Here is a 26090-nt window from a genome sequence, read left to right as displayed (position 1 = left end):
ATGGTGGAGCGTCTTCGGTCTGTTGTCGCGGATGCTCTCGTTGCCTCCGACAACGTGTCGGCCGGCAGCCAGCAGCTGTCGTCGGCCTCCGAGCAGATCGCCCAGGGTGCCACCGAGCAGGCCTCGTCGGCCGAGGAAGCCTCCTCGTCGATGGAGGAGATGGCCTCCAACATCAAGCAGAACGCCGACAACGCCGCTCAGACCGAGAAGATTGCCCGTCAGTCGGCCAAGGACGCCGAGACCTCCGGTCAGGCCGTCACTCAGGCCGTCGCCGCCATGCAGACCATCGCCGAGAAGATCGGCATCGTCCAGGAGATCGCCCGCCAGACCGACCTTCTGGCCCTGAACGCCGCCGTCGAAGCGGCCCGTGCCGGCGAGCATGGTCGCGGCTTTGCCGTCGTCGCCTCGGAAGTCAGGAAGCTTGCCGAGCGCTCGCAGGCCGCCGCCACCGAGATCTCGCAGATGTCGGTCGACACGGTTGCCTCTGCCCAGCAGGCCGGTGACATGCTCAACCGCCTGGTGCCGGACATCCGCAAGACCGCCGAACTGGTGTCGGAGATCTCCGCGGCCTGCCGCGAGCAGGACATCGGCGCCGCCCAGATCAACCAGGCGATCCAGCAGCTCGACAAGGTGACGCAGCAGAACGCCGGCGCCTCCGAAGAGATGTCGGCCACCTCGGAAGAGCTGGCTGCCCAGGCCGAGGAACTGCAGGCCTCGATCGCCTTCTTCCGCGTCGACAACATTGACACCAAGACTGCCCAGCGCAAGGCGCCCGGCAAGGCCGCCAAACCGGCTGCCAGCCAGACCGCCACACGTCGTCCGCAGCCGACTGTCGCGCCGAAGATCACCGGCTCCGGCAAGATGCTGCGTCAGACCGTCAAGGCCCAGCAGGAGGCGGTACGCGGCTTCGCGCTCGACCTCGACATGGGTGGCCCTGACGATGACGACGCCGACTTCCGCGAAAGCGCCTGACCATGACGGCTCGTCCCTCGGAGACCCAATACGTCACCTTTGCCCTCGGCAGCGAGGTGTTCGCGGTCCCCGTCGCCGTGGTGCGGGAGATCCTCGATCATGAGGACGCCTTCCGCATCCCCAACGGCCCGGACTACCTGATCGGCCTGCGCGACGTGCGTGGCCAGGGCGTGCCGGTGATCGATCTCCGGCTGAAGCTCGGCCTCAGCCGCACCGTGCCGACGCCGCACACCCGGGTGCTGGTGGTCGACATCACGCTCGGTGACCGCCAGCTGTCACTGGGCCTGGTTGCCGACCGGGTGTTCGAAGTGGTCGCCTTCCGGGGCGAGCAGATGGAGGCGGCGCCCGACATCGGCATCCACTGGAACTCCGACTATATTGACGGTGTCGTCCGCCGCGATCAGGGCTTCGTCGTCGTCATCGACCTCGCAAGGCTGCTGACCGCCAAGGACATCGCAGCCCTCGGCGGCAAGGATAAGACCAAAGCCGCCTGAAAAAGCCCGGCGTCAAGTACGCCGGGCCTCCGACCCTATCCAATCATGTATGAGGGCCGAATTTGTCGTCCGTCCAGGCCAACCAATACGACCGTTCGGTCGACCAGCTCAGCGCGAAGAATTTTCGCCGGTTGTCGGCTTTCGTCAACAGCTACAGTGGCATCAAGATGCCGCCCGGCAAGCAGACCATGCTGGAAGGGCGACTCCGCCGCCGGCTGCGTGCAACCGGCTTTGCCTCTCTCGATGCCTATTGCGCCTATCTCTTCGACAACGGCGGCCTTGAGATGGAGGCAGTCGCGCTCATCGACGCGGTGACGACCAACAAGACGGATTTTTTCCGCGAGCCCAAGCACTTCGAATATTTGCAGAAATACGCGCTGCCGAACCTGGTGCGGAACGGCCGCACCTCGCTTCGACTCTGGAGTGCGGCCTGTTCAGTAGGTGCCGAGCCCTATACCTTGGCCATGATTATGGCCGATTTCGCCGGACAGTCCCGACCACTCGACTATTTCATTCTGGCGACCGACCTGTCCACGGACGTTCTCGCCGCCGCGCGTAAGGGCATTTATCCCTCGGGCATGCTCGCCCCAGTTCCCGACGATTACATGCAGCGGTTCGTTCGCCGTTCCAGCGACCCAAGCAGCAACCTGCTACGCGTTTCGTCGGCTCTTCGTTCCAAGGTGGGCTTCGCGCGCCTCAACTTCATGGACGATGCCTACCCGATCGGTGAGCCGGTAGACATCATCTTCTGCCGCAACGTCCTCATCTACTTCGACAAGCCGACGCAGGCGAAGGTATTGGGGCGCCTATGTGATTGCCTGGCACCTGGGGGATATCTGTTCATCGGCCATTCGGAATCGATCACCGGCTTTAACCTGCCGGTCCGCACGGTCGCCAATACGATTTTCCAGAGAGTCTAGTGGTTCGACTCCGACATTTGCCTCCGCCTGATACGAGCTTGGGAGCAAATGTCGGAGTCAAAAGAACCACTAGCAAGTTATTGGTTCTAGTGGAGCTTCTGAATTTGACATTTGATCTGGCGCTCTATGTCGGGTGGAACTCAAATGTCAAATTCGCTCCACTAGCCCGTCCAAAGCTGACTTGCCGCTTCGATCGCCACCATGCTAGGCCAAGTGGGTCGAATGTGGCCCGGCGGAACAGGGACCGCCGCGAGCTACCCACCGCCCGCTTTCTGGAGCGAAATCATATTGCCCAGCCAGAAACGCGTCCGCGTCCTCATCGTCGACGATTCCGCTTCGGTCAGACAGACGCTCGCCGCCATCCTCAGCAATGATCCCGAGATCGAGGTGATCGGTGTCGCTTCCGATCCTTTCGTGGCGGCCAAGCGCCTCCGGGACGATGTGCCCGACGTCATAACGCTCGATGTCGAGATGCCGCGCATGGACGGCATTACCTTCCTCAGGAAGCTGATGGCCCAGCACCCCATTCCTGTGGTGATGTGCTCGTCCTTGATCGAGGAAGGCTCGGAAACGCTGATGCAGACCCTGGAAGCCGGGGCGGTCGACGTCATTTTGAAACCGAAGATCGCCGCTGCCGACCACCTTGCCGAACAGGCCATGCTGATCTGCGACACGGTGAAGAGCGCGGCCCGCGCCCGCCTGGGGCCGCGGCGCCCCAAAACAACGACGACGGCAGCGCCAAGCATGAAAGTCCCTGCACCCAAGCTCACGGCCGATGCCATGCTGCCACCCGCCGGGCACGCCGGCGCCATGGCCAAGACCACCGAAATCATTGTCGCCGTCGGCGCGTCGACGGGCGGTACCGAAGCCCTACGCGAATTTCTCGTCGCACTGCCGGCCAATGCCCCCGGCGTCGTCATCGTGCAGCACATGCCGGAACACTTTACCGCCGCCTTTGCCAAGCGGCTCGATGGGCTGTGCCAAGTGAGCGTCAAGGAGGCTGAGGACGGCGATCCGGTGTTGCGCGGCCATGTGCTGATTGCACCCGGCGGCCGTCATCTGCTGCTCGAACGGCACGGCGCGCGCTACCATGTGACTGTCAAGGACGGCCCGCTGGTATCGCGCCACCGGCCGTCGGTCGACGTTCTGTTCCGCTCAACTGCCCGTGCAGCCGGCCCCAATGCCATCGGCGTCATCATGACCGGCATGGGCGACGACGGCGCCCGCGGCATGCTCGAAATGAAGGAAGCCGGCGCCTACACGGTCGCACAGGACGAGGAGAGCTGCGTGGTGTTCGGCATGCCGAAGGAAGCGATCGCTCGCGGCGGCGTCGATACCGTGCTGTCACTCGAAGACATCGCCCCGCACATCATGCTGCAGCAAGCGAGGCGATGACCAGTTGCGCTAAAGGGCTAGCTCGATCCGCTCCAGGAGGTCCGGCAGGTCCTCGATGTAGTCGATGGCAAAGCGAGGCTTTTCTGAAGCGTCCTTCGGCACATGCGTCCGCCGGGTCGACCAGCGCAGGAAGACACTGATCAAGCCCGTCTCATTGGCACCCTTGATATCGCGTTCGAGATTGTTGCCGACCATGACGACGCGGCTAGCCGCCTGAGCGGGGATCCCCAGTGCCGCGAGTGCCGTTTCGAACATGCGACGGTGCGGCTTGGCGACGCCGAGGTCGCCTGAGATCACATGCGCCTCAAAGTGGTTCCAGAGACCGTGCTGACCGAGGATATTGAGAAAGGTCTCGCGCGGCCCGTCGGCAACCAGCGCCAGCCGATAGCCACGGGCGATGAGCCGCCGCGTCAGGTTTTCAGCGCCTGGAATGAGATCGGCCGAAGAGACGATCTCCGTCGCCTCATCCTTCACCTCGGTCCCCTCGTCGGCCAGCGTATCGCCGCAGTCGAGGAAAACAGCCTCTATATGCGGCACACTGTTACGGAGACCGGCGACCAGAGAGCGAACATGGCCCGGAATCCAGGCAGCGAGTTCCGCCCAGGACACCAGCGGCACCGCGATCTCATCAGGCGAAAAGTCGAAGGCCGGACGAAAGGCGTCCCGCTTGAGCTTGAGCCTTGCCAGACGATGCTCGAACGGCGTAGCTGCAATCTCGCCGCGATCGCCGAAGGGATTGTCGACATGCACGCCGTCATTGCCGGCAAACGGTCCGCATTGAGCGACGATGCGGGAAAACTCCGGTGCCATAGACTTCGGGCTCGACCAGACGGCATGCTTGCCTGGTTCCAGATAGACAACGGGCCGACCAGCCTCGACGGCACAGTCCGTCAGATCGACGCGCCGGCCATGCTGCGATCCTTCGACGGCGACAACGCTTCCGCCAGCATCGACGTGCACCCAGACATGTTCGAGGTCGTAGAGATGACCGATATCCCAGTCGCACCAGACGACATATTCGATCACCGCCCCACCGCGTGGAATCAGATCGAACGCCGAGGAAGGAGATCGCACCGGCTGGGTTGCCACGGACCAGCCGAGCCGGCTCGGCGGATAGGGCTCCGTCCGGCAGCATTTGAGAACCGGCCGATGATCAACGGCCAGCTTTTCCAGAACGTCCATTAGTAGGCCCCGGTCAGGGATAGTTCGCCGGCAAAATGACAGCGGGAGAAACGGCCGGGTTTGGCCTCGCGCAGTTCCGGCTCCTCAGCCTTGCAAATATCCTTGGCGTAGGGACAGCGCGGGTGGAAGGCGCAGCCCTTGGGCGGGTTGGATGCATCGGGAATCTCACCCTTCAGCATGATGCGCTTGCGGCCGCGGTTGCGCTTGGGGTCCGGCTGCGGCACCGCCGACAGCAGGGCTTCGGTATAGGGATGCAGCGGCTCGGCGAACATCGGTTCGGTGGCAGACACTTCCATCAACCGACCGACATACATGACGCCGATGCGGTTGGAGATATGCTGCACCATCGAGAGATCGTGGGTGATGAACAGATAGGTGAGGCCGAACTGTTCCTGCAGATCCTGCATCAGGTTGATGTTCTGAGCCGCGACCGACACATCGAGCGCCGACACGGCCTCGTCAGCGGCAATGAAGGCTGGATTGAGAGCGAGCGCGCGGGCAATGCCGATGCGCTGGCGCTGGCCGCCGGAAAAGGCGTGCGGATAGCGACCACGGAATTCGGGACGGAGGCCGACTAGTCTCAGAAGTTCGGCGACCCTGTCTTCGAGTTCGGATCCGCTGGCAACCCCGTGGATCAATAGCGGTTCGCCGACCAGTTCCAGGAGGGTCATACGCGGATTGAGCGACGAATAGGGATCCTGGAAGATCATCTGCATCTGGCGCCTGAGCGCCTGAAGCTCGGCCTTGCCAGCCGAGGCCAGCTCGACGGTGTTGCCGTCGCTGCGCCGGAAGCGGATGGAGCCGGCCGTGACGTCATAGGCACGCAGCATCAGCCGGGCGACGGTCGACTTTCCTGAGCCGCTTTCGCCGACCAGGCCGAAAGTCTCTCCTCTCGCAATGGTAAAGCTCACGTCGTTGACGGCCTTGACCGCCGGCTTTTCCTTCTGGAGCCAGCCCTTGGCAGCGCCGCCGAAATGCTTGCTGAGACCTGTGACCGCGAACAGGGTCTCGGAATTGAGCGGCTCAACCGGCATTCGGTCCTCCGGTCTGGTTCTGAGAGTGAAGATGGCAGCGGACATTGCGGCCACCCGAAAGATCGATGAGCGGCGCGTCGAGCCGATCACAGACGCCTTCCACCATCTCGGAACAGCGGGTGTGGAAGGAGCACCCCCTAGGCAGTTCGAAGGGGTCCGGCACCATGCCGGGAATGGTGGTCAGTCGCCGCCGACGCTCGGCGCCAAGACGAGGGACGGAGGCCATCAGCGCCCGCGTGTAGGGATGCTGAGGGCTTTCGAAGATGTCATCCACCGGGCCGCTTTCGACGACGCGCCCCATGTACATCACGGCGATGCGGTCGGCGATGTCGGCGACCACGCCGAAGTTGTGGGTGATGAAGATGATCGCCATGCCAAGCCGCTCTTGCAGCGACTTCAGGAGGTCGAGGATCTGCGCTTCGGTCGTCACGTCGAGCGCCGTCGTCGGCTCATCGGCGATCAACAGGCTTGGGTTGCAGGCGAGCGCGATGGCGATCATCGCCCGCTGGCGCATGCCACCCGACAGTTCGTGCGGATAGGCGTCGAGCATCTGGTCGGGGCGCGGCATCTGCACGAGCTGCAGGAGTTCGCGCGCCCGGTCACGCGCCGCCTTCTTGGCGAGGCCGAGATGGAGACGGATCGGCGTCATCACCTGATGTCCGATGGTGTGCACCGGCGACAGCGCCGTCATCGGTTCCTGGAAGATCATGCCGATGTGACGGCCACGCAAAGAGCGGATGTCCCTGCCCTTGCGATCGAGCTTGGCGATGTCGATCTCGCCGCCGCCGGGCGGACGGAACAGAACGCTGCCCCGCGACAGCACCGCCGTTTTCGGTAGAAGCTGCATGATCGAGCGGACGGAGATCGACTTGCCCGAACCGCTTTCGCCGACAATGCCGAGCACTTCGCCCTTGCGGACATGCAGCGAGACGCCGTCGACGGCCCGCACAACGCCTTCGCGCAAGCGAAACTCGACGCCGAGGTCGGTGATTTCTACGAGAGGAGTGTCTTCAGTCATCAGCATGCTCACCGGCCGTACGGGTCGGCAGCGTCGCGCAGACCGTCACCGAGGAAATTGAAGCTCAGAACGATAATGACGATCGCCAAGCCTGGCAGCAGCAGCCAGGGCGCCTGCACGATGACGCGCAGGCTCTGCGCCTCTTGCAGCAGCACGCCCCATGAGACCACCGGCGGCCTGAGGCCGAGGCCGAGGAACGACAGGGCGGTTTCGCCGAGGATCATCTCCGGCACCGACAGCGTCACCGCCGCGATGATGTAGGAGGTCATGGCCGGCAGCATGTGCTTGATGATGATCCGCTTTTCGGACGCACCGAGCAAACGGGCGGCCAGCACATAATCCTCGCCGCGCAGCGACAGGAAGGAGCCGCGCACCGTGCGGGCAAGATGCGTCCAGGAGATCAGCGACAGCAGGATGGTAATCAGGAAGTAGACGAACAGTGGATCCCATTCCACCGGCAGCGCCGCCGCCAGACCCATCCACAGGGGAATGGTGGGGATCGAACGAATGAACTCCATCAGGCGCTGGATCGCCCCGTCGGTCCGGCCGCCGTAATAGCCGGAGATGGATCCCAAGGTGATGCCGATCAGGAAAGAGAAGAACACGCCGAGGATGCCGATGGTCAGTGTCGTCCGGCCGCCGTGGATCAGGCGGGACAACAGGTCGCGCCCGAGCGTATCGGTTCCGAGCAGGTAAATGCGCGCATCGGGGTCCTCGGCGCCGAACAGGTGGATCGAACCGGGGATCAGGCCCCAGAACAGATATTCAGGCCCTTCGACAAAGAAGCGCAGCGGCACGATCTCGTCAGTGTCGACCGTGTAAATCACCGCCGCCGTTTCGAGGTCGCGCGTGCGCTTGAGGCCATAAACGAACGGCCCCTGGAAATTCCAGTCCTCGTCGAACAGATGCACCGGCTGCGGCGGCTGCATGGTCGCCATCTCGGTGATTTCGTAAGGATCGTAGGGCGCGGTAAATTCGGCGAATGCGATCGTCAGGTAGGCGAAGACGAGCACGCAGAGCGAGATGACAGCCAGCTTGTGCTTGCGGAAACGCCACCACATCAGCTGGCGTGGCGTGGCGCGGTAGAGCGCCTCCTTGGCGTCGTTGGTGTCGACGGGCGTCGGGTTGATCAGGGTCGTATCGGTCATGCCGGTTCCTCAGCCTCGGCGCACACGCGGGTCGGACAGCGCGAGCAATATGTCGGAGATCAGCGTGCCAATGATGGTGAAGACGCTGAGGATGAGAATGAAGCTGCCGGCGAGATACATGTCCTGGTTCTTGAGCGCCCTGAGCAACAGCGGACCGGTGGTCGGCAGATTGAGGACCACGGCGGTGATGACGTCGCCCGAGATCAGCGACGGCAGCGCCCAGCCGATGGTGGAGATGAAGGGATTGAGCGCGACGCGCACCGGATAGCCCCAGACGACGCGCCGTTCGCTGAGGCCCTGGGCATAGGCCGTCTCGACATAGGGCTTGTTGAGCTCGTCGAGCATGTTGGCACGCACGACGCGGATCAGGCCGGCCGTACCGGCGGTCGCCAGCACGACCAGCGGCACCCAGATGTGGCTGGCAACGTCGATCGCCTTGGCAAACGACCAAGGCTGTTGCTCCATGCCCGGGCTCATCAGACCGCCGACATCCATGTTGAGCCAGGAATAGGCGAGCCACATCAGCACAAGAGCCGTAAGGAACTCAGGAAAGCCGCGCCCGATGAAGCCAAAAACGGTGAAGACGTAGTCGAGCACGGAATATTGCCGCGTTGCCGAATAGACGCCGATTGGGATGGCGATCAGCCAGGTGAGCAGCAGCGAGCTGATGGATATGGCAAGCGTCAGGCCGAGCCGCGTCCAGATCAGATTGGACACCGGCATGTTGTAATCGAGCGACTGACCGAAATCGCCATGCAGCACGATGCCGGAGATCCACCACCAGTACTGGACGTAGATCGGCTGATCGAGGCCGAAATGCACGCGGATTTCCTGCTCCATCAGCGGGTCGACGGTGTCGCCCTGGTGGCGCAGCTCCGCGACGTAGGCCGTCGCATAGTCACCCGGCGGCAACTGGATGATGATGAAGGCCACGATCGACACGGCGATCAGCATGGGAATGGACCAGAACAGCCGTTTCATCAGGTAGGCCAGCATCGTCCATCAGGCTCCGTCGGCAGGAATAAGGATGGGGAAGGGCGTCACCGCCCTCCCCCGATGTTTATCACTTCTTGAAGTAGAGCTGGGCAGGCTGGAAGTTGCCTTCGTTGCGCAGCACTTCCTCGTTGGTGAAGCCCTTCGGGAAGTTCCCGAGCTTGGCGTTGACGATCACCGGAGCGGCACCCTCGCCGACCAGACCGATCATGTAGACCTGTTCCTTGAGGTCGGTGATCATGTCCTGGACGTGCTTGTGCGCCTCATCGAGGGTCGGCGCGCTGGCGGCCGCTTCCCAATCCGCCCAGACCTTGCGGATCGGATGGTCCTTCGGCGGCTCGACGCCATCGGCGCCCTTGGTGTTCCACCACTTGTAGTAATTCTCGGCATAGGACTCGTGGCCGAGAGCCAGCGTCGGGTCGGCCGACACCTGCAGCATGCGGTCGGCATAGGTGTAGAACAGGTCGAAATCGCCGTTCTTGAACTTCTGCGTCGCCATGTCTTCCTGCTCGATACGGATCAGGATTTCGATGCCGACGGATTCCCAGTTCTTGCGCAGCAATTCGAGCGTCTGCACCGGCAGGTCGTCCTGCACCGCTTCCAGCGTAAACGACAGGCGCTTGCCGTCCGGACCCAGGCGGAACTTGCCATCCTTCTTGGTCAGGCCGATTTCATCTAGAAGAGCGTTGGCCTTCTTCTTGTCGTGCTTCACCCACTTCTCGGCGAACTCCTTGTCGAAGAAGGGTGAGGCAGAGACGGGCGCGGCTTGACGCGGCGTGTCGAGGCCCGAGTAGACCACTTCGTTGATCGCGTCTCGATCGACAGCGATGCTGAGCGCCTCGCGGAATTTCGGATCGTTGAACAGCTTGTTCTTGATCGGATCGGCGCTGGCGATATTGGGCATCACCGCGACATTCTCGCCGCCCTTGGACACCTCGACCTTATAGCCGCCTTTGGCCTCATTCTGCTTGTAGAGCGGGAAGTCGGTCGACGGCACGAAGCGCGACTGCATGTCGATTTGACCCTGGACGATCATCAGGTTCATCGCCTGCTGGTCCTGGAACACCTTGCTTTCGATCTTGTCGATGTAGGGCAGCTGGTTACCGGCCTTGTCGACCGCCCAGTAATAGGGGTTGCGCTCCATCACGATGGTATCGGCCGGCGGCGGCGTCACCATGCGATAGGCGGTGATCACCGGATAATCCGGGTTGAGCCACCAGGATTGGATCGGACCCTTTTCACCCCAGAGGTCGACCCAGGTCTTGACACCCTTGTCGGTGGCGATCTTGGCGAGCTCGTCGGCGCTCACGTACTTCGGGTGATATTTCTTCATGTAGTGGGCCGGCACCAGGAAGGAGGTGCGGTCGAGACCCGGCTTGCCGGTGCCGTCCTTGGCGACGATCTCGGGGAACAGCGCGTAAGGCTTGGCGAAGGTAACGGTGAAGGTCTGGGCGTCCTTGATGGTCACGACCAGCGGCTTGCCATCGGCCATCAGCGTCGAGGGAATATTGGGCGTCAGCTCGGTATTGAGGAAGACGTCCTCATACCAGAAGCGTACGTCGTCGGTGGTGACCGGTTCGCCGTCCGACCAGCGGAGCCCCTTCAGCAGCTTGAAGGTGAATTCGGTGGAGTTGTCATTGACGGTGTAGGACTCGATGAAGCGTGGCTTCAGCACGGTCTTGCCATCGACATCCTGCATGAACTTGACGACCCGCTCCTCCATCAGCTTGGTCGTGCCCCAGCGGTCGCCGATGCCCTTATAGGCACGATGCAGCGTGCCGCCATAAGTCCCGACCTCGCTGAACACGTCGATGACCGGCGGCTTTTCCGGCAGACGCTGATCGACCGGCGGCAGCTTACCCGCCTTAACGAGATCATCGAGCATCGGCGACTGATTGAAGGCCAGCGCGGACGACGCCACACCGAGGAGAAGAAGCGATGCGAGCGCTCCCCCGGTGGCGTGGCGGAAAAGCGGAAGGCTGAAAGACATGCGGGTTCTCCTCTTCACGTTACGTTTGGCTTGATACGCCTACGGTTCACGCCGCCCGCAGCCATCGGCCACAGGCGCTCTTTCATGGCGACCGACACCCTCCCATGAGGGCACCAATCGAAAGTCTGAACCTCTCCATCCCATCCGGCCGCCTCCGGCATTTTGTGACTTGAAATTTTTCAAGTCTACATCACATGCCTCGGCCGGAACTATGCGCCGTTCTATTTTGTGCGGCTGCCTTTGTGTCCCGTGTATGAAGCGCAGTATGTGGTGGCCCTTGCCATCAAGCAATATAAAAAGATTTTTATTTTCACCGACTTTGGTACCGATATCCACGCACGTTTCCATTACCTTAGATAGGCGTCTCTTATATAAATCTATTAAAGATTGCATACCGAAAGAAGGCTTTGGCGTTTTAGCACAAGTTAATATCCCACCAGGGATTATCTAATAAACTATTGATTATATTTTATTTTTTTAACATTGTTTCGGTTGCCATTTCTCCACAAGAACCCCGCAATTACACCCTCTCCGTTGTCTTCGCCATCCTCGCGCATCTAGAAGCAGCAGGTTTGTCGAAAAAGTTCAACTTCGACCAGAACTCTCGTCCGTGATGCTCCGTCTTTGGTGCAGGCTTGACACCAGATCCAATTCCATCGATCTCTGCAAGGGCGTTCGGCATTTCTTCGGGGCAGGCCAAAGAAGAGACGCTATGTCGGAAAAAAAATTCAATATTTGCTATCAGAATGCCGTATCGGCTGCTGATGCCTATGCGCGTCCAGTCGCCCTGGGCGGGACCATCGATCTCTGGGTGCTGTCGCCGATCTGCGAGAGCCCCTTCCTGGGGGAGCCAGGGTTGCTCGCCGACCCGCAGAACTATCGCTTCGTCAATGGGTTCGTCGGCGTCGGCGATCTGCCCTGTCGGAAGGCTTTCCGCGCCACCGTGATCGGCCGCGATGTTGCCTTCGACGACGGCTGGCCAATCAGCCATCTGCGCCTTCCCGGCGCCGGCTCGCGCATCGACTTCTCGGAGTTCTGGTACCGTCCGACCCATCTTTCGCGCTGGGCCGGGACCATTCTCGACACGCCCAAGGCAACCGAGGCCGCCTTTCACCTGACCACCAACGGCGGCGTCCGCCTGTTCGTCAATGGGATTGAGGCGGCGCGATTTGAGCCCTTCCGCCGCAATCGTTCAGAAAGCGTGGACATTCGGCTGCCGCTCAAAGCCGGCCACAACCAGATCGTGGTGTTCACCGAGGATCTGGCCGAACGCGATACCGACTGGTTCTTCGAGCTGATCCGCCTTGACGACGTGCCGATCATTGCGCGCTTGCCGATCGACGTCGCCGCTCCCGAGATCGAGACCGTTCAGCACCTTGCCGCCAGCCTGCGGCCGGAGTTCGGGCTCAACATCGATCGCCCCTTTGCCTTGATATTCGACAAGACAGCCGACCGCGATGTTCCGGTGCGCATCGCCATAGGCAATCACGTGCACGAACGGCATGTGGTGCTGGATCGCCAGCTTCGCCTCGCCGCCGGCGAGCAGCGCCTGGAGGTTTGCCCAGCCGGAACGATCACCGACGGCATGTATCGCGTCGTGGTCCAGTTCGAAGTGGGCGGCGCGGTGGTCGAAAAGGTGATCGAGGGCGCGTTCCTCTCCTCGCTCACGCCGCGCCCGCCCCTTTCCGGCCTGGCCGAGCGCAAGGCTGAGGCGTCGCGCTGGTTCGCCGCACATGGCGAACTTCTGGTGGGCCGCGCTCTGGCCATGCTGCATTCGGGCGAAGTCGACCTGCCGGTGCTGCGGACCATTCTCGAACGCAGCCTCGATTTCATTGTCCATCGCGAGGACTGTTCCGACTTCTGGATGGTGCCGCTGCTGTGGATCTGGCGCGACTACCGCGACCGGTTGCCCGAAGACCTGCGCCAAGCAGTGAAGACCGCCATTCTCGGCTATCGCTATTGGGTGGACGAACCCGGCAATGATGCCATGTGGTTCTGGAGCGAGAACCACGTGCTCTGCTTCCATGTGGCGCAACACGTGGCGGGACGCCTCTTCCCTGACGAGATCTTTGCCAACTCGTGCCGCAGCGGGCGCGACCAGGAACGGGAAGGCGCCGAGAAGCTGGCGCGCTGGTTCGACTCGATCGAGCGCGAAGGTCTCGCCGAGTGGAACTCCTCGGCCTATTACCCGATCGATTTCATCGGCCTTCTGGGCCTTCAGCACATGGCGGACGCGCCACTCAAGACGCGTGCCGTCGGTATGCTCGATCGCATCTGCCAGATGGTGGCGCTGCATACCACGGCCGGCGTGCCGGGCGGATCCCAGGGGCGCGCCTACAACAAGGAACTGCTCGGCGGACCGCTGACCGAACTGGTGTCGATCGTCCGCATCGCCTTTGGCACGGGCTGGCTCAATCACGGCGTTACCGCGCCGCCGATGCTGGCGGCCAGCGATTACCGGCCACCGGCCAGCGCCATGGCGTTTGCCGATCCCGGCGAGGAACATTCGCTGGAAGCCCGCTATACCCAGGGCCTCGACCACACCGCCAAGCTGGTGGTCTACCGGACGCGTGATGCACAGTTGTCATCGGTGGTCGATCATCACACTGGACGCCACGGACATCAGCAGCATGTTGTCGATGTCCAGCTGTCCGGCCATCCGTTGGCGCGGTTGTTCGTCAACCACCCTGGCGAAGAAGATCCATCCGGCAGCCACCGGCCGTCCTTCTGGGCTGGCAACGGCGTGTTGCCGCGCGTCGGCCAACTGCTCGACGTATCCATGCTCCTCTTCGACCTCGGCGACGACCGCATTGGCTGGACGCACGGCTATTTCGGTCGCGAAGGCATGGATGAGATCGAGCGCCTGGGCGATTGGCTGCTGGTCCGCTCCGGCAAGGGCGCCGCGGCAATGTTCGCTGCCAACGGCCTCCGCCCGATCGACAGCGGTCCGACGACCGGTCACGAGGTTCGCTCGGACGGCCGACGCAATGGCTGGATCGTGGCGATCGGCAAGAGTTTTGCCGAGCTAAAGGCTCGCATCGCCATGGCCGACGTTGCGTTCGATGCCGAAACTCTCCGGCTCGACCTGAGTTTACCTGATCGCCCACGGCTGGCCCTTTCCTATGTCGACGGGCTCAGCCTAGGCGGCAAGCCGAAGCCGTTCAGCCATCTCACGCCAGCACCGACGCTGACCTTCCACAGCGCTAGGCCCGAGATTTCCAGCCTTTCCCCGTTCCTTTCCGCCTGAAAGACCGACCATGCCTGCCAGTGAGAAAATTGCCGAGACGCTTCAAATGGTCGCGTTGGGGCTTTGCCGCCTGAAGGGGATCGGCGAGGGCCTCGCCCCCGTCGACGGCAAGGTGAAAATCCAGTTCGACGAATGGGATTGGGAAGTGGGCGTCGGCCTCTACGGCTTCTACAAGCAAGCCATCCTCAACGGGGACAAGGCGGGGATCGACGCGCTCGTCGATTGGTTCGACTGGCAGATAGGTCGGGGGCTGCCGCCCCGCCAGATCAACTCGACCGCGCCGATGCTGCCGCTGGTCATGTTGCTCGGCCACGTCGATCGGCCAGCCTTCCGCAACCTAGTGGAGGACTGGGCGGACTGGCTGGTGACATCCCTGCCCAAGACCGAAGATGGTGGCTTTCAGCACGTGGTCAAGGAGCGGCTCAACGAGGGCGAACTCTGGGACGACACGCTGTTCATGGCCTGCCTGTTCCTCGCCCGTGCCGGGCAGGAATTCGGCCGCCAGGACTGGATTGACGAGGCCATCTATCAATTCCTGGTCCACGCCCGCTATCTGGCCGATCCGGTTTCGAGACTTTGGTATCATGGTTGGACTTTCAACGGTCGGCACAATTTCGCCCGGGCCTTCTGGGGACGCGGCAACGCCTGGATCACCGTGGCCATTCCCGAATTGTTCGAGCTGATCGAGGACGTGCCCGAGCCGGCCGCCCGTTATTTGAAGCGTCTCTACGTGGCGCAGGTCGAAGCGCTCGCCGCCCTGCAGCGACCAGACGGCATGTGGACGACATTGCTCGTCGATCCAGCGTCGCCGATCGAGACCTCGGCAACAGCCGGCTTTGCCTATGGCATGCTGCGCGGCATCGACCTCGGACTGATCGGCGAGGAGCTGCAGACCGCTTGTGATCGCGCCATAGCCGCCGTGCTGCAACGCATCGATGCGGCCGGTATCGTTCGCGAAGTGTCGGACGGTACCGCCATGGGACACGATCTCGAACACTATCTCAGGATCGGCAACGTCGCCGCGCCCTATGGGCAGGCGCTGGTAATGCTGCTGCTGGTCGAAATCTTGAAAGGTAAGGGCGCCGTCAGCCGGAAAGCGGCCGTACCGTCGCCCGCTGAATGAGCCGGCAGCCGATTTCCACCTTCAGGGCCGCCCGGGCCGGATTGTTGGCGAGGATGTGCTGTTCGATGAGATTGAGGGCCATCGGACCGAACTGGTCCAGCGGTACATGCACGGTGGTCAGCGGCGGACGGGATAGTTCGCCCAGCATGATGTCGTCAAAGCCGATGATCGAAACATCATCCGGCACCTTGACGCCGCGCCGCTCGAAAGCGCGCAGGGCACCGAGCGCCAGATTGTCGGAGGCGCAGAAGATGGCGGTTGCGCCGCGGAGGCCGCCATCGCGGTCGAGCAGACGGTCAACCTCGGCTTCGGCATGTTCTGGCTCGAAGCTGGCGGCGGTAATGATCGCATCCTCGGGGACCGGCAGGCCCAACTCCCTGAAAGCGTCGAGAAAGCCGTCCCGGCGATGGCGGATGGTCTGTCGGCCGTCCCAGGTCATGTGAAGGACATGACGGTGACCGAGCTGCAACAGATGGCGCGTCGCCTCCAGAGCGGCAAAGCGGTTGGCGGGCACCACGGTGTCGACCGACATCGAGGGGTCTTCGCCGTTGACCAGCACGGCCGCGACATTGAGGCCGCCGATCGCCTGCAACAGGTCGGGCCGGTCATCGGTGAACAGAACCAGGCCCTGGGGCGTCTCGGTGCGCAGCGTTTCGCGGATGGCGGCAATCTGGACTGTCCGCCCGATGCCGACGACGGGGATCACCCGGATGGACCGGCGGTCGCATTCCTGGCGCAGGCTGTTGAGAATGGCCACCGTGAACAGGTTGGTGTCGATCTGTGGCGTGGCATCTTCCGGGATGGCAAGCAGCAGATCCGACAGTGCCGAAATGGTGGCACGCACCCGGCGCTTTTCCAGGTAACCGAGCTGGCGGGCTGCCCGAATCACCCTTTCGCGCACGTCCTTGCTGAACGGCGCGGTTCCGTTCAGAACATGCGACACCGTGCTGATGGCAACGCCCGCCTGCTGGGCGATTTCCTTGATGCCGGCCTTCATTTAGCGGATCCTCTCTCGGTTCCGTACTTGTATAATTTCAAACGCATCCCGGAGCAATAAATGAAGCGATTGCCGAAAATTGATCGTCTTCTGCGGGAGCTTTCAGAAAATATTTTTGTTCGCCTTTCCGGCGAAATTCTCTTGCAGTTCCGGCGCGCGCAACCGGACGAACTGATCGACGAGGTCGATTGCTTCGTCGACTGGCAGTCCGTTCATCCCGACCTCGTCTGGGGTGAGCCGGAGAGCTATTTCTGGTTCGCTGGCGATGTCGTCGTGCCAGACGAGGCGGCCGGCCGCCGCTTGGTATTCTTCGTTGACGCTGCCTTCGGCGACACCATGGGGCGAAGCGACCCGCAGTGTCTGGTCCGGATCGACGGCCGGATCGTCCAGGCGGTCGACGGCAACCATCGCTATGTCCTGCTGTCCCCCTCCGCCCACCCCGGCGATCACTATCGCATAACCATCGAGGCCGGCACCATCGAGGATCGACGGCAGCTCGGTTTCAAGCTAGGCCTCGCCATCCACGATCAGGCAGCCGAAGCACTCTATTTCGATCTGAAGGTTCCGGTCGACGTGGCACGCCTGCTGAAGCCCGACGACGCACGAGCGCTGGCGATCCTCAATCATGCCGAGGCAGCCCTGCTCGCGCTCGACCTCAGGCCGGGCAATCCGGCCCGCTTTTGCGACAGTCTCGCCGCGGCGGCCAGCGAAGCCGACCGCATCTATGCGCTGGCCGGTGACCCGGCGATGCCGACCATCGTTGCCGCCGGCCATACCCACATCGACGTTGCCTGGCTGTGGCGAACGCGCGAGACGCGCCGCAAGATGAGCCGGTCGATGGCGACGGCGCTGGCTTTGCTCGACGAGTATCCAGACTATCGCTTCATGTACAATCAGTGCCTGCTGTTCGACTGGCTGGCCGAGGACCATCCGGCGCTGATGGCGCGCATCCAGGACAAGGTAAAAGCCGGGCAATTCGAGATCGAAGGCGCCCTTTGGCTGGAGCCCGACGTCAACCTCGTTTCCGGCGAGTCGCTGGTCCGCCAGATCGTTCGCGGCGTGCGCTATCACGAGGCGACCTTCGGCATTCGTCCGCGCCTCCTTTGGCTGCCCGACACCTTCGGTTACGGCGCCTCGCTGCCACAGCTGATGAAGCTCTCGGGTGTCGAAACTTTCGTCACCCACAAGCTGAGCTGGAACGACACCAACCGCATGCCCTTCGATACCTTCTTCTGGCAGGGGATCGACGGTAGCAAGGTGCCCGCCAGCTTCGTCACGACCCAGACCTACGAATACGACGGCTTTGAAACCACCTATTGCGCCAATCTCAGGGCATCCCACGTGCTTGGCACGTGGAAGCGCCACGCCGGCAAGGCGCGGCAGTCCGAGCTGTTCATGATCTATGGCCATGGTGACGGTGGCGGCGGACCAACGCGCGAAATGGTCGAGACCATCAGGCGTTTCGAGCGCGGCATTCCCGGCGCACCCAGAGTGAAACAGAGCGCACTCGGCCCGTACTTTCATGACCTCGCCGAGCGGATGGTGAGGGAGCCCGGCAGCTTCCCAACCTGGGTGGGGGAACTCTATTTCGAATGCCACCGGGGCACGCTGACCTCGGTCGGCAAGGTGAAGCGCGACAATCGCAGGGCAGAAATCCGTCTCCGCGAAATCGAGCTGCTCGCCGTCCTCGCCATGCGCGCCGGTGTCCGCTATCCGGCAGATGAAATCGATCAGCTTTGGCGGATCGTGCTGCTCAACCAGTTCCACGACATCCTGCCGGGATCATCGGTCGGCGGTGTCTACGATGATGCGGACATCGATTTTGCCGCCTTCACTGCATTGGCTGATGATCTTGAGGCCCGTCTTGCCGCAGTGTTCTCGGGTGGCTCTCTGATCCTCAACGCCTCTCACCGCCCGCGCGGTGGTCTTCTCACGGGACCGCAGCGCCCAGGAGCGCAGCTGATCCATCGCGCCGATGGGACGAGCGAATGGCTTTTGCCGGTGGCTGCCATCGCCGGCAATAGTGTTGGCGTCGGCCGGCCTTCCGAGGGGACCGTCACAGATGCGCCCGCTGCTAAAGCCGACCTGCTCGAAAATGCCCTCCTGCGCGTTCGGTTCGATGACAAGGGGCGGATCACCTCGCTTTTCGACAAACGGTCGAACCGGGAACTCATCCCGGCCGGCGAGGTCGCCAACCGCATCGTCGCCCATCAAGACATACCGGTCGAATTCGACGCCTGGAATATCGACGCCCATTTCGAGGACAAGACCTGGGAGGTAGACCACCTCGTGCGGGCCGAGGTGGTGGAGACCGGTCCCTATCGTGCGGCCATCCGTTTCGAGTGGCGCTACGAAGCCTCGCGTATCATCGAGGTGGTGTCGCTGGCCACCCGCTCCGACCGCGTGGAGCTCGATGTGTTCATCGACTGGCACGAGCATAAGACCTTGCTGAAGCTCGCCGTGCCGGTGAATGTCGCAGCCGATGAAAGCCGCGCCGAAGTGCACTTCGGCCACGTTCGCCGGCCAACCCACGCCAACACCAGTTGGGATCAGGCGCGCTTCGAAACGCTGATGCATCGCTGGGTCGACCTGTCCGATGGCGACGCCGGTCTCGCCGTGCTCAATGACTGCAAATATGGCTACGACGCGCGCGGCAACCGGCTGCGTATTACCCTGCTCAAGTCGCCCGTCTATCCGTGGCCGGACGCCGACCAGGGCGAGCATCGCTTCCGCCTGGCGCTGATGCCGCATCGCGGTTTTGCCGTCGATGGCGGCCGTATCGTCGAGGCTTCCGAGGATTTCAACATGCCTTTACGCTGGTTGGGCCGAATGGACCAGCCGGGCGCTCCGGCCGACGTCGAACCGCCGTTTACAATTCAAGGCGATGGGATCGAGATCGCAGCGGTGAAGAAGGCCGAGAACGACAACGGCATTGTCGTCCGCCTCTACGAGACGCGCGGCCGTCGCGCCGAGATGGTCCTGACGACGCCCCTCGCCTCGGCTGCCGCCGTCGATCTGCTCGAGCGTGACCCAACGGCATTGCCGGTGATTGGCGGTCGGCTGACGCTCGCCTTCCAGCCCTTCGAAATCAAAACCCTCAAGCTCGGAGCCTGACCGATGGCCTTTGCCGGTACCCATTTCGACTTCACGGTCACCGACTTTCCCGGCGGCGACAAATCCTTCGTCGAACTGCCGTTCACGGTTCCGGAAACCATCGAGCGGATCGAAGTATCTTATGCCTTCACGTCCGGTTCGGTGATTGATCTCGGGCTCGCCCGCAACGGGCGCATGCGGGGTTGGTCGGGGTCGGAGCGCGGACATGTGACGGTTGAGGGTGACTCTGCCACGCCCGGCTATGACGCCGGTTCGCTCCCCGGCGACTGGCACGTGGTGCTCGGCATCGTCAAGGTGGCCGAAGGCGCACGGGTCGATGTCAGCGTGCGCTTGATCGAGCGCCGGGCGCGCTGGTTCGTTGGCGAACTGCACAGTCACAGCGAACACTCCGACGGCGGCGTCACCGTGCTCGACGCCATCTATCGGGCCCGTCAAGCCGGGCTCGACTTCGTGTCGATCACCGATCACAACACCATCTCCCAGAACATCATCCGGCCGGATGACCCAGCCATCCTGGTGTTTCCCGCCATGGAGCTGACCACCTACTGGGGGCATACCAACTTCCATGGTCTGGTGCAGCCGGTGGCCGACTGGCGCTGCCGTACGCCGGCCGAGGTTGGCGAGAAGATGATCGAGGCGAAAGCCAACGGCGCCACCATCGTCATCAATCATCCCTTCCAGCGTTCGGCCGGCGGCAAATGGCAGGCCGGCTTCGACGTGCCCTTCGACGCGCTGGAGATCTGGAACGGCAACTGGGCACCGCACAACGTCGACGCGTTGGCTTTCTGGCAAGAGCTCCTGGTGGCCGGGAAACGCATCCCGGCCACCGGTGGCAGCGACTTCCATCAGAAAAACCGTCGCCGGCATGGCCGTCCATCCAACCGACTGTTCTCGGAAGCGCGGACGATGGCCGATCTCCTCGCGGCTGTGCGGGCTGGGCATAACGTCGTTGCCTTCTCCGCCGACGATCTCACCGCCGAACCTGCCGATGCCGGCCTGCCGATGTTCGGCAATGGCTCTCCGGCGGGAAGCTCGATCGCCGTTCGCTTCGATGGTCTGGTGAAGGGCGACGAAATTCGCGTTGTCACCGAACGCGGCGTGGTTCAGCAGGAGCCGGCAGTGTCAGGGCATCAAACCTTGGAGAGCCAGCTCGACGGCCGGTTCGTCCGTTTTGAGGTCTGGCACGGCGAAACCCCCAAGCTGTTCACCAACCCGATCTATGGCGAATGATCATGTTCGACGCGATCAAAGACGCCCCATGCTCGCCGTGGCGCCTGTCTGTATAAGTGAGACCATTGAGTCAGGTTAAATATCTACGGTATTTAACTAATAATATACGCGAAGGCGGTATAAGCCGTCCTATATGGCCCCGTGGCGGAGAGCTACGCGCAGGACTGCAAATCCTGATACCCCTCGGTTCAAATCCAGGGCGGGGCCTCCAACTTACTTTCAAGCGATATCGTCCAGCACTGCCCCGCCATACAGGTCAAATCACGTGGCCGGCGGGACGCTATTTTGCCGGCGTGCGGCTTTCCAGCTCATGAGCATAGTCGATGACGTCTTGCCGCCGCGCCGGCGTGCCGGGGTGGGTCGAGAGCATACTCGTCTCGCTATGGTCGCCGGTCACCGCTTCGAGGCGCGTGAAGAATCGCGCGAGAGCGGTAGCGTCGTAACCGGCCGCCCGCATGATCTCGACCGATCGCCGGTCGGCCTCCGCTTCGGCGTCGCGCGAGTAGCTGAGGGCAAGAATGGCACCGCCCTGCGTCAGGATGTCCTGCACCGCGGAACCGACATCGCCGGCGATCAGCAGGGTCAGACCAACTATACCAGCGGATCGATAGAGTTGCCGGAGACTATGCTGGTGTTCGACATGGCCGATCTCATGACCGAGCACGCTCAGGACCATTTCCTGATCGCCGTCGGCAAGCTTCACCAGATCGTCGGTGACGATGAGGCTGCCGTCCGGCAGAGCGAAGGCATTCGGCCCGATCGGTCCCCCGTCGCGGAACTCAAGCTTATAGCCGCCTTTGCCACCTTCAGATACGGCGGCAAGCCTTTCAAAGCCAGCTTCGATCGCCTGCTTCTTCTCCTCGGGCAGGTGCGAAGGGCTGAGCACGGTCCGGTCGAGGGAAGCCAGCACACCCGAGCCGATCATTTCCGGCACAAAGGACGGCGTCACCAAGACCGCTACCTCGACCAGCGCGGGAACGGCAAACCGATAGATCAAACCGGCGAATAGGATGACGGCGACCGCAAAGGCGACGAGCCGAGGACGAAAGGCTTCCAGGCCATGGATGAAGCCGGTGCGCACTCCCTTGTGCTGGCGAAGCCAGACGTCGATACCATCATTGTCACGTGTTTCGAAGACGGAGCCATCCGGGAAAGTCAACCGGCGCGGGATCGAGCCGACCCGTGGGCTGACCTCGATTTTCTCCCAAACCGCCATGGCAAGGATCGAATCCCCGGCGGCAACTGCCAGCCCGTCTCCGTCCTCCCGAAGTCGGGCCGGAATCGAACGGCTGGAGTTGGGCTGATACCACTCGCCGACAGCGATCGATTCCTCAGAAGCCAAAATCGAAGCCTTCCATATCGATGTACTCGGCGGAGATCGCCGAACCGCTCGCCTCGATCTCGGAGAAGATTTCGCCCAGATCGCCGTGGGTGCGGATACCGGTGTGCTCGTTCGTGAAGCGCGCCGTGCGGACCGCGGCCCATGGGCGCATAAGGCCGCACGTTAGAATGGTCACCAAGACATTGGAGATAATAATCCAGGCGTACTGCAGCCGGGGAATATCGCTCAGCAACTCATGGCGGCCATCCAGCAGCGCCGCCGATAGAGCGACGTTGCGCACGCCCGTCCGATAAACGAGACCAATCAAGCCATAGACGAGAAGCAGAAGAAACGGAAAAAACGACATAACGACGTTCAATCCCGTCACGGCACCGCCAACCTGCGGACTCACAAGCATGAAGAGGGCTACGAAGATAATACCTCCCAGAACGAACATCAGGGCGGGCAGCAGCCAGGCGCGATAAAGTGCACCGAGGCGCAGATTGACGCTGAAAGCCCGGTCGCCATAGCGGAGATTGTTGAGCATGTAGCGCCACAGCCAGCGGCTTGCCAGGGGCGCGAGAAAGCCGAGGGAGAGGAAAGCAACCATGCCACCCAGCGTCACGGCCACGAAGGCGCCGCCAGTCGATCCGACGAAATCGAACCTGACATTGCGATAGCTGGTCACCCGGGCATTGAAGCGCAGGCTGCGCCTGATGAGCCAGGGAAGCCCGATCACGATCGCCAGCCAGCTCACCAGAGAAAAGAGCGGATGGATGACGCCGAGCACGTTGATGACGACAAGCGCACCGATGACGATCAGGCGGCCAATGAAGATTTGGCTGCCCTTGGCGTGATACTCGAACGCCCGGTCGAGAAGAACGGTATTGCCGTAAAAGTAGCGCTTGCGGCGCACCTTGGCCCAAGCGGAGTAGATGCCAAGCGTCAGGATGGTCAGCAGGATATTGACGATCCAGATGCCGAAATACTCGGTAGCGCTGCCGTTGAAGGAAGCGCGCTCGAAACGCTCCGCCGCCATCGACGGCGTGTCGACCAAAGCCATAATTCAGAATCCCCCGGTGCTCGGGCGGCAAGATGCTCCACCCCAATTCCCCGGGACAACAGGAAACAACCAGAAGCTTATTTCAACCTTAACGTTATAAACATCACCGGGTTCGCCCTTACTCGGCTTTGAACTCGATGGGGACGGTGACACTGAATGGCGCGTCGAGAGCCTGCGGAACAGGCGGGAAGCTGCCGACGCGACGAATGAGGCGTTCGGCAGCCGCAGCGACGGCGGGGCCACCACCGACCGAGAGGCCGATGATCGAACCATCGCGGCCGATCGACAGCGACACCGTTGCCCGGCCGATCGCGCCATCGGCATCGCTCGCCCGGCGGTTGCCGACGATCGCCCGCCGGACGGAGCTGCGGTAGGCTGCGAGCGCGTCAACCACCTCTCGTCCCGCGCCAGCACCGGCGGCTTGCGCATCGGCCGGTGGTGTCGGCTGGGCCTCGGTCGGTTTCTTTAGCGGAGGCCTCTTGCGGTCGGGTTTCCTAGGCTCGGGTTTGGACTTCACCTCAGTGGTCTCGATCATCTCCGGCGGCGGAATGGGCGGCAGCGGGACGGCGACCTCCGACGGTGGCAGCACCTCCGGCTCTGAAAGCGGCGGTTCCACCGGCTCAGGCAGAATATTGGCGAGTTCCTCCACCGGCTCGTCAGGTGGCATCTCCTCCGGTTTTGGCAGTGCTTCCGCGAGTTCCGGCTCGGGCGGTTGTGCGACCACTTCCTCAGGCGGAACCTGCTCCACTTCCTCGACAGCCGCCTGTTCGACGCTCTCAAGCGGCGGCAACTCCGGTTCGGGTGGCAGATCGATCATCACCATCGCCTCCGGCGCCGCCACTGCCGCGGCCGGATTGGTGGCGGGAACCAGCCACCAGAGCGCTGCCCCATGCAGCGCCAGACCAAACGCACCGGCCAGCGACCAGCGCATCAGGCCGGACCGCCACGACAGAAGCCCGGTTATCGGTGGGGAACTCATATCCATTCGGTTGGTTCGATCTGTTATTCCGGCCAGTGATTAGCTGCCCGTGGCGGCCTGCTCGATACCCACCAGCGCCACCTTGAGATAGCCGGCCGACCTCAGCAGGTTCATCGCCGCCGCAAGATCGCCGTAGGCCACGGTCTTGTCGGCTCTCAGAAAGATGCGCTCGCCCTTGTCGCCGCCGGTCGCCGCGTCGAGGCGGCTGGCCAGCGCATTCCACTCCACCTTCTCCTCGCCGACGCTGATCGAAAGATCGCTGCCGACGGTCACGAAGAGGGGCTTTTCCGGTCGTGGAGTCGCCGCCGCTGTCGAACCGGGAAGATCGACCGGCACATCGACGGTGGCCAGCGGCGCCGCCACCATGAAGATGATGAGCAGCACCAGCATCACATCGATGAACGGCGTCACGTTGATTTCGTGGTTCTCGGCAAGATCGGAACCATCGTCGAGTCGGGCAGCCATGGCAGGCCTCCTTGGGACACCGGACGGGGCACACCCAGCCGGGTGCCTCGTCATCGGTTGAGGGAGCCGACGTCGAGCCGGCCGGTTTCGAGATCGCGCGACAGCGTGCGGATGAGCCCTTCGGAGAGGTCGGTCATTTCGGCGCGGAATGCTGCCGTGCGGCGGGCGAGGTGGTTGTAGACCACCACCGCCGGAATGGCGGCAACGAGGCCGGTCGCAGTTGCCAGAAGCGCTTCAGCGATGCCCGGCGCCACCACCGCGAGATTGGTGGTCTGGCTCTCGGAAATGCCGACGAAGGCGTTCATGATACCCCAGACGGTACCGAACAGGCCGACGAAGGGCGCCGTCGAGCCGATGGTGGCGAGGAGGCCCGTGCCGACCATCGCTCGTCGGCCGGCCGCAGCCTCAAGGCGGGAAAGGCGTGAACGCACCCGCTCGACGAGACCGCCGAGAGCTTTGCCGGTGCCCGTTTGGGCAACCTCCTCACCGATCTCGGCGAGCATGGCAGCAAGCGGCGCAGGCAGACGAGGCTGACGCGCCAGACCGGCGATGCCGGCTTCTGCGGCAACAACCGCAACGCCGCGCCGCGCCGCACGACCAAGAGCGGAGAGTTCCAGTACCTTGCCGACCAGGATGACCCAGGTGATCAGTGAGGCGGCAATGAGACCGGTCATCACCGCCTTCACCACGAGGTCGGCGGCCATGAACATGCCGAAGGGTGTCAGATCATGCGGCAGGGTAACGGCGGCGGCGATCGCTTCGGGGTTCATCGCCACCTCACTTGTCGAAAGTGGCCGATACGCGCGAGCGCGGCTCCACCACATCAAGGCAGATGTCGGGAGCGATCCCCTCCGCCTCGCAGGACAATATGTCGTTGATCAGCACGCGACCGACGCTATTGCAGGCAAGCCCCTTGAGGTCGAAGGTCTTGACCGTCGTGCGGCCGACCTTGAGGGGACCGGCATCCACACCGACCCGCTTGGTCACGATGCCCTCTTCGTCGAACACCACGAGATCGAGCTTGAGGACTGAAAAGGAGGACGCCGTTCCGTTCCTTTCGACCAGTGTCACCCGGCAGCTGTCATCGACCCCATCCAGCCGGTTCAGCTCAAGGGAAAAGGCGCCACCAGGAGTAGGACCCGATTGGGCGAGCGTTGGCGAGGCCGACAGCAAAACAAGGGTCGGGACGAGATGGAGGAGACGTTGCAGAGTCATGAGCGGTCAGTCCGGGAGAAGCACAGAAGGCAAAGCGCGGCCGTTCGGACGCAGCCAGAAAGCAGTCGATAGTTGCCTCGGCTACAAACGCATCGCGATGCCAATGTCAGGCTTCGCTCGCGGATAGCCCCGCCGACCCCTTGAGAAAATCTCTATTTTATCAGCCATTTGAACCCGACCCGCCTACCAA

The 26090-nt window shown here is 62.6% G+C and carries 21 protein-coding genes and 1 tRNA gene; 9 read left to right on the top strand and 13 right to left on the bottom strand.

Annotation, left to right across the window (positions count from 1 at the left end):
- From G522_RS0105220 to G522_RS0105205, 4 genes are all read left to right on the top strand, one after another.
- A partial coding sequence (locus G522_RS0105220) for a methyl-accepting chemotaxis protein (protein ID WP_026790128.1) occupies positions 1-972 on the top strand: 972 nt, incomplete at its 5' end.
- Positions 973-974: 2 nt separating this feature from the next.
- Positions 975-1466 (top strand): chemotaxis protein CheW, encoded by a 492-nt coding sequence (locus G522_RS0105215; RefSeq protein WP_026789780.1) that lies wholly within the window; start codon positions 975-977, stop codon positions 1464-1466.
- 62 nt (positions 1467-1528) lie between these two features.
- Positions 1529-2386, top strand: coding sequence for a CheR family methyltransferase (locus G522_RS25695; protein ID WP_051228340.1), 858 nt, complete (start codon positions 1529-1531; stop codon positions 2384-2386).
- A 288-nt stretch (positions 2387-2674) separates the two neighbouring features.
- The gene (locus G522_RS0105205; RefSeq protein WP_026790127.1) at positions 2675-3781 is read left to right on the top strand and encodes a protein-glutamate methylesterase/protein-glutamine glutaminase; all 1107 of its coding nucleotides are present in this window, start codon (positions 2675-2677) and stop codon (positions 3779-3781) included.
- Positions 3782-3790: 9 nt separating this feature from the next.
- Here the strand turns inward: G522_RS0105205 and G522_RS25690 are convergent, their stop codons facing one another.
- The 6 genes from G522_RS25690 to G522_RS0105175 form a co-directional block, all read right to left on the bottom strand.
- On the bottom strand, positions 3791-4963 hold the full coding sequence (locus G522_RS25690; RefSeq protein ID WP_051228339.1) for an HAD family hydrolase: 1173 nt from the start codon (positions 4961-4963) through the stop codon (positions 3791-3793).
- Positions 4963-5997, bottom strand: a complete 1035-nt coding sequence (locus tag G522_RS0105195; protein WP_026790125.1) for an ABC transporter ATP-binding protein — start codon at positions 5995-5997, stop codon at positions 4963-4965. The genes G522_RS25690 and G522_RS0105195 overlap by 1 nt, the downstream gene beginning before the upstream one ends.
- Complete coding sequence (locus G522_RS0105190) at positions 5987-7015, bottom strand: ABC transporter ATP-binding protein (RefSeq protein ID WP_026790124.1); 1029 nt, start codon at positions 7013-7015, stop codon at positions 5987-5989. The genes G522_RS0105195 and G522_RS0105190 overlap by 11 nt, the downstream gene beginning before the upstream one ends.
- An 8-nt stretch (positions 7016-7023) precedes the next feature.
- Complete coding sequence (locus tag G522_RS0105185; RefSeq protein WP_051228338.1) at positions 7024-8163, bottom strand: ABC transporter permease; 1140 nt, start codon at positions 8161-8163, stop codon at positions 7024-7026.
- Between the two features lie 9 nt (positions 8164-8172).
- Positions 8173-9159 (bottom strand): ABC transporter permease, encoded by a 987-nt coding sequence (locus G522_RS0105180; protein WP_026790122.1) that lies wholly within the window; start codon positions 9157-9159, stop codon positions 8173-8175.
- A gap of 67 nt (positions 9160-9226) precedes the next feature.
- Positions 9227-11146 carry an ABC transporter substrate-binding protein gene (locus G522_RS0105175; protein WP_026790121.1) on the bottom strand — a complete coding sequence of 640 codons (1920 nt, stop codon included), beginning with the start codon at positions 11144-11146 and terminating at the stop codon, positions 9227-9229.
- Positions 11147-11858: 712 nt separating this feature from the next.
- Here G522_RS0105175 and G522_RS0105170 point away from each other — a divergent pair.
- Positions 11859-14393: a hypothetical protein gene (locus tag G522_RS0105170; protein WP_051228337.1), complete on the top strand. Its 2535-nt coding sequence runs from the start codon at positions 11859-11861 to the stop codon at positions 14391-14393.
- Between the two features lie 10 nt (positions 14394-14403).
- The gene (gene bglB, locus G522_RS0105165; protein WP_026790119.1) at positions 14404-15516 is read left to right on the top strand and encodes a beta-galactosidase BglB; all 1113 of its coding nucleotides are present in this window, start codon (positions 14404-14406) and stop codon (positions 15514-15516) included.
- Here the strand turns inward: bglB and G522_RS0105160 are convergent.
- The gene (locus G522_RS0105160; RefSeq protein ID WP_026790118.1) at positions 15479-16513 is read right to left on the bottom strand and encodes a LacI family DNA-binding transcriptional regulator; all 1035 of its coding nucleotides are present in this window, start codon (positions 16511-16513) and stop codon (positions 15479-15481) included. The two genes, bglB and G522_RS0105160, sit on opposite strands and share 38 nt — an antisense overlap.
- A 60-nt stretch (positions 16514-16573) precedes the next feature.
- Here G522_RS0105160 and G522_RS0105155 point away from each other — a divergent pair, with 60 nt between their 5' ends.
- From G522_RS0105155 to G522_RS0105145, 3 genes are all read left to right on the top strand, one after another.
- A complete protein-coding gene (locus G522_RS0105155; protein ID WP_026790117.1) occupies positions 16574-19627 on the top strand; it encodes an alpha-mannosidase in 3054 nt (1017 codons plus the stop codon).
- A gap of 3 nt (positions 19628-19630) precedes the next feature.
- Positions 19631-20857 carry a CehA/McbA family metallohydrolase gene (locus G522_RS0105150; RefSeq protein ID WP_026790116.1) on the top strand — a complete coding sequence of 409 codons (1227 nt, stop codon included), beginning with the start codon at positions 19631-19633 and terminating at the stop codon, positions 20855-20857.
- 135 nt (positions 20858-20992) lie between these two features.
- Positions 20993-21068 (top strand) — tRNA-Cys (locus G522_RS0105145).
- A 69-nt stretch (positions 21069-21137) separates the two neighbouring features.
- Here the strand turns inward: G522_RS0105145 and G522_RS0105140 are convergent.
- The 6 genes from G522_RS0105140 to G522_RS0105115 all read right to left on the bottom strand — a co-directional run bounded on the left by G522_RS0105140 (position 21138) and on the right by G522_RS0105115 (position 25900).
- Positions 21138-22202, bottom strand: coding sequence for a M48 family metallopeptidase (locus tag G522_RS0105140; RefSeq protein ID WP_026790115.1), 1065 nt, complete (start codon positions 22200-22202; stop codon positions 21138-21140).
- The gene (locus G522_RS0105135; RefSeq protein WP_026790114.1) at positions 22189-23241 is read right to left on the bottom strand and encodes a YjgN family protein; all 1053 of its coding nucleotides are present in this window, start codon (positions 23239-23241) and stop codon (positions 22189-22191) included. The genes G522_RS0105140 and G522_RS0105135 overlap by 14 nt, the downstream gene beginning before the upstream one ends.
- 118 nt (positions 23242-23359) lie before the next feature.
- Positions 23360-24226 (bottom strand): hypothetical protein, encoded by an 867-nt coding sequence (locus G522_RS28840; protein ID WP_156886822.1) that lies wholly within the window; start codon positions 24224-24226, stop codon positions 23360-23362.
- Positions 24227-24259: 33 nt separating this feature from the next.
- Positions 24260-24685, bottom strand: a complete 426-nt coding sequence (exbD, locus tag G522_RS0105125; protein WP_026790113.1) for a TonB system transport protein ExbD — start codon at positions 24683-24685, stop codon at positions 24260-24262.
- 50 nt (positions 24686-24735) lie between these two features.
- A complete protein-coding gene (exbB, locus tag G522_RS25680; protein WP_051228335.1) occupies positions 24736-25455 on the bottom strand; it encodes a tonB-system energizer ExbB in 720 nt (239 codons plus the stop codon).
- Positions 25456-25462: 7 nt separating this feature from the next.
- Entirely contained in the window at positions 25463-25900 is a 438-nt protein-coding gene (locus tag G522_RS0105115; RefSeq protein ID WP_051228334.1) for a hypothetical protein, read from the bottom strand.
- Positions 25901-26090: the final 190 nt, after the last annotated feature.

The sequence above is a fragment of the Pleomorphomonas oryzae DSM 16300 genome (assembly GCF_000422965.1).
In the GTDB taxonomy this organism is placed as follows: domain Bacteria; phylum Pseudomonadota; class Alphaproteobacteria; order Rhizobiales; family Pleomorphomonadaceae; genus Pleomorphomonas; species Pleomorphomonas oryzae.
This window is presented reverse-complemented; position numbering and strand designations above follow the sequence as displayed.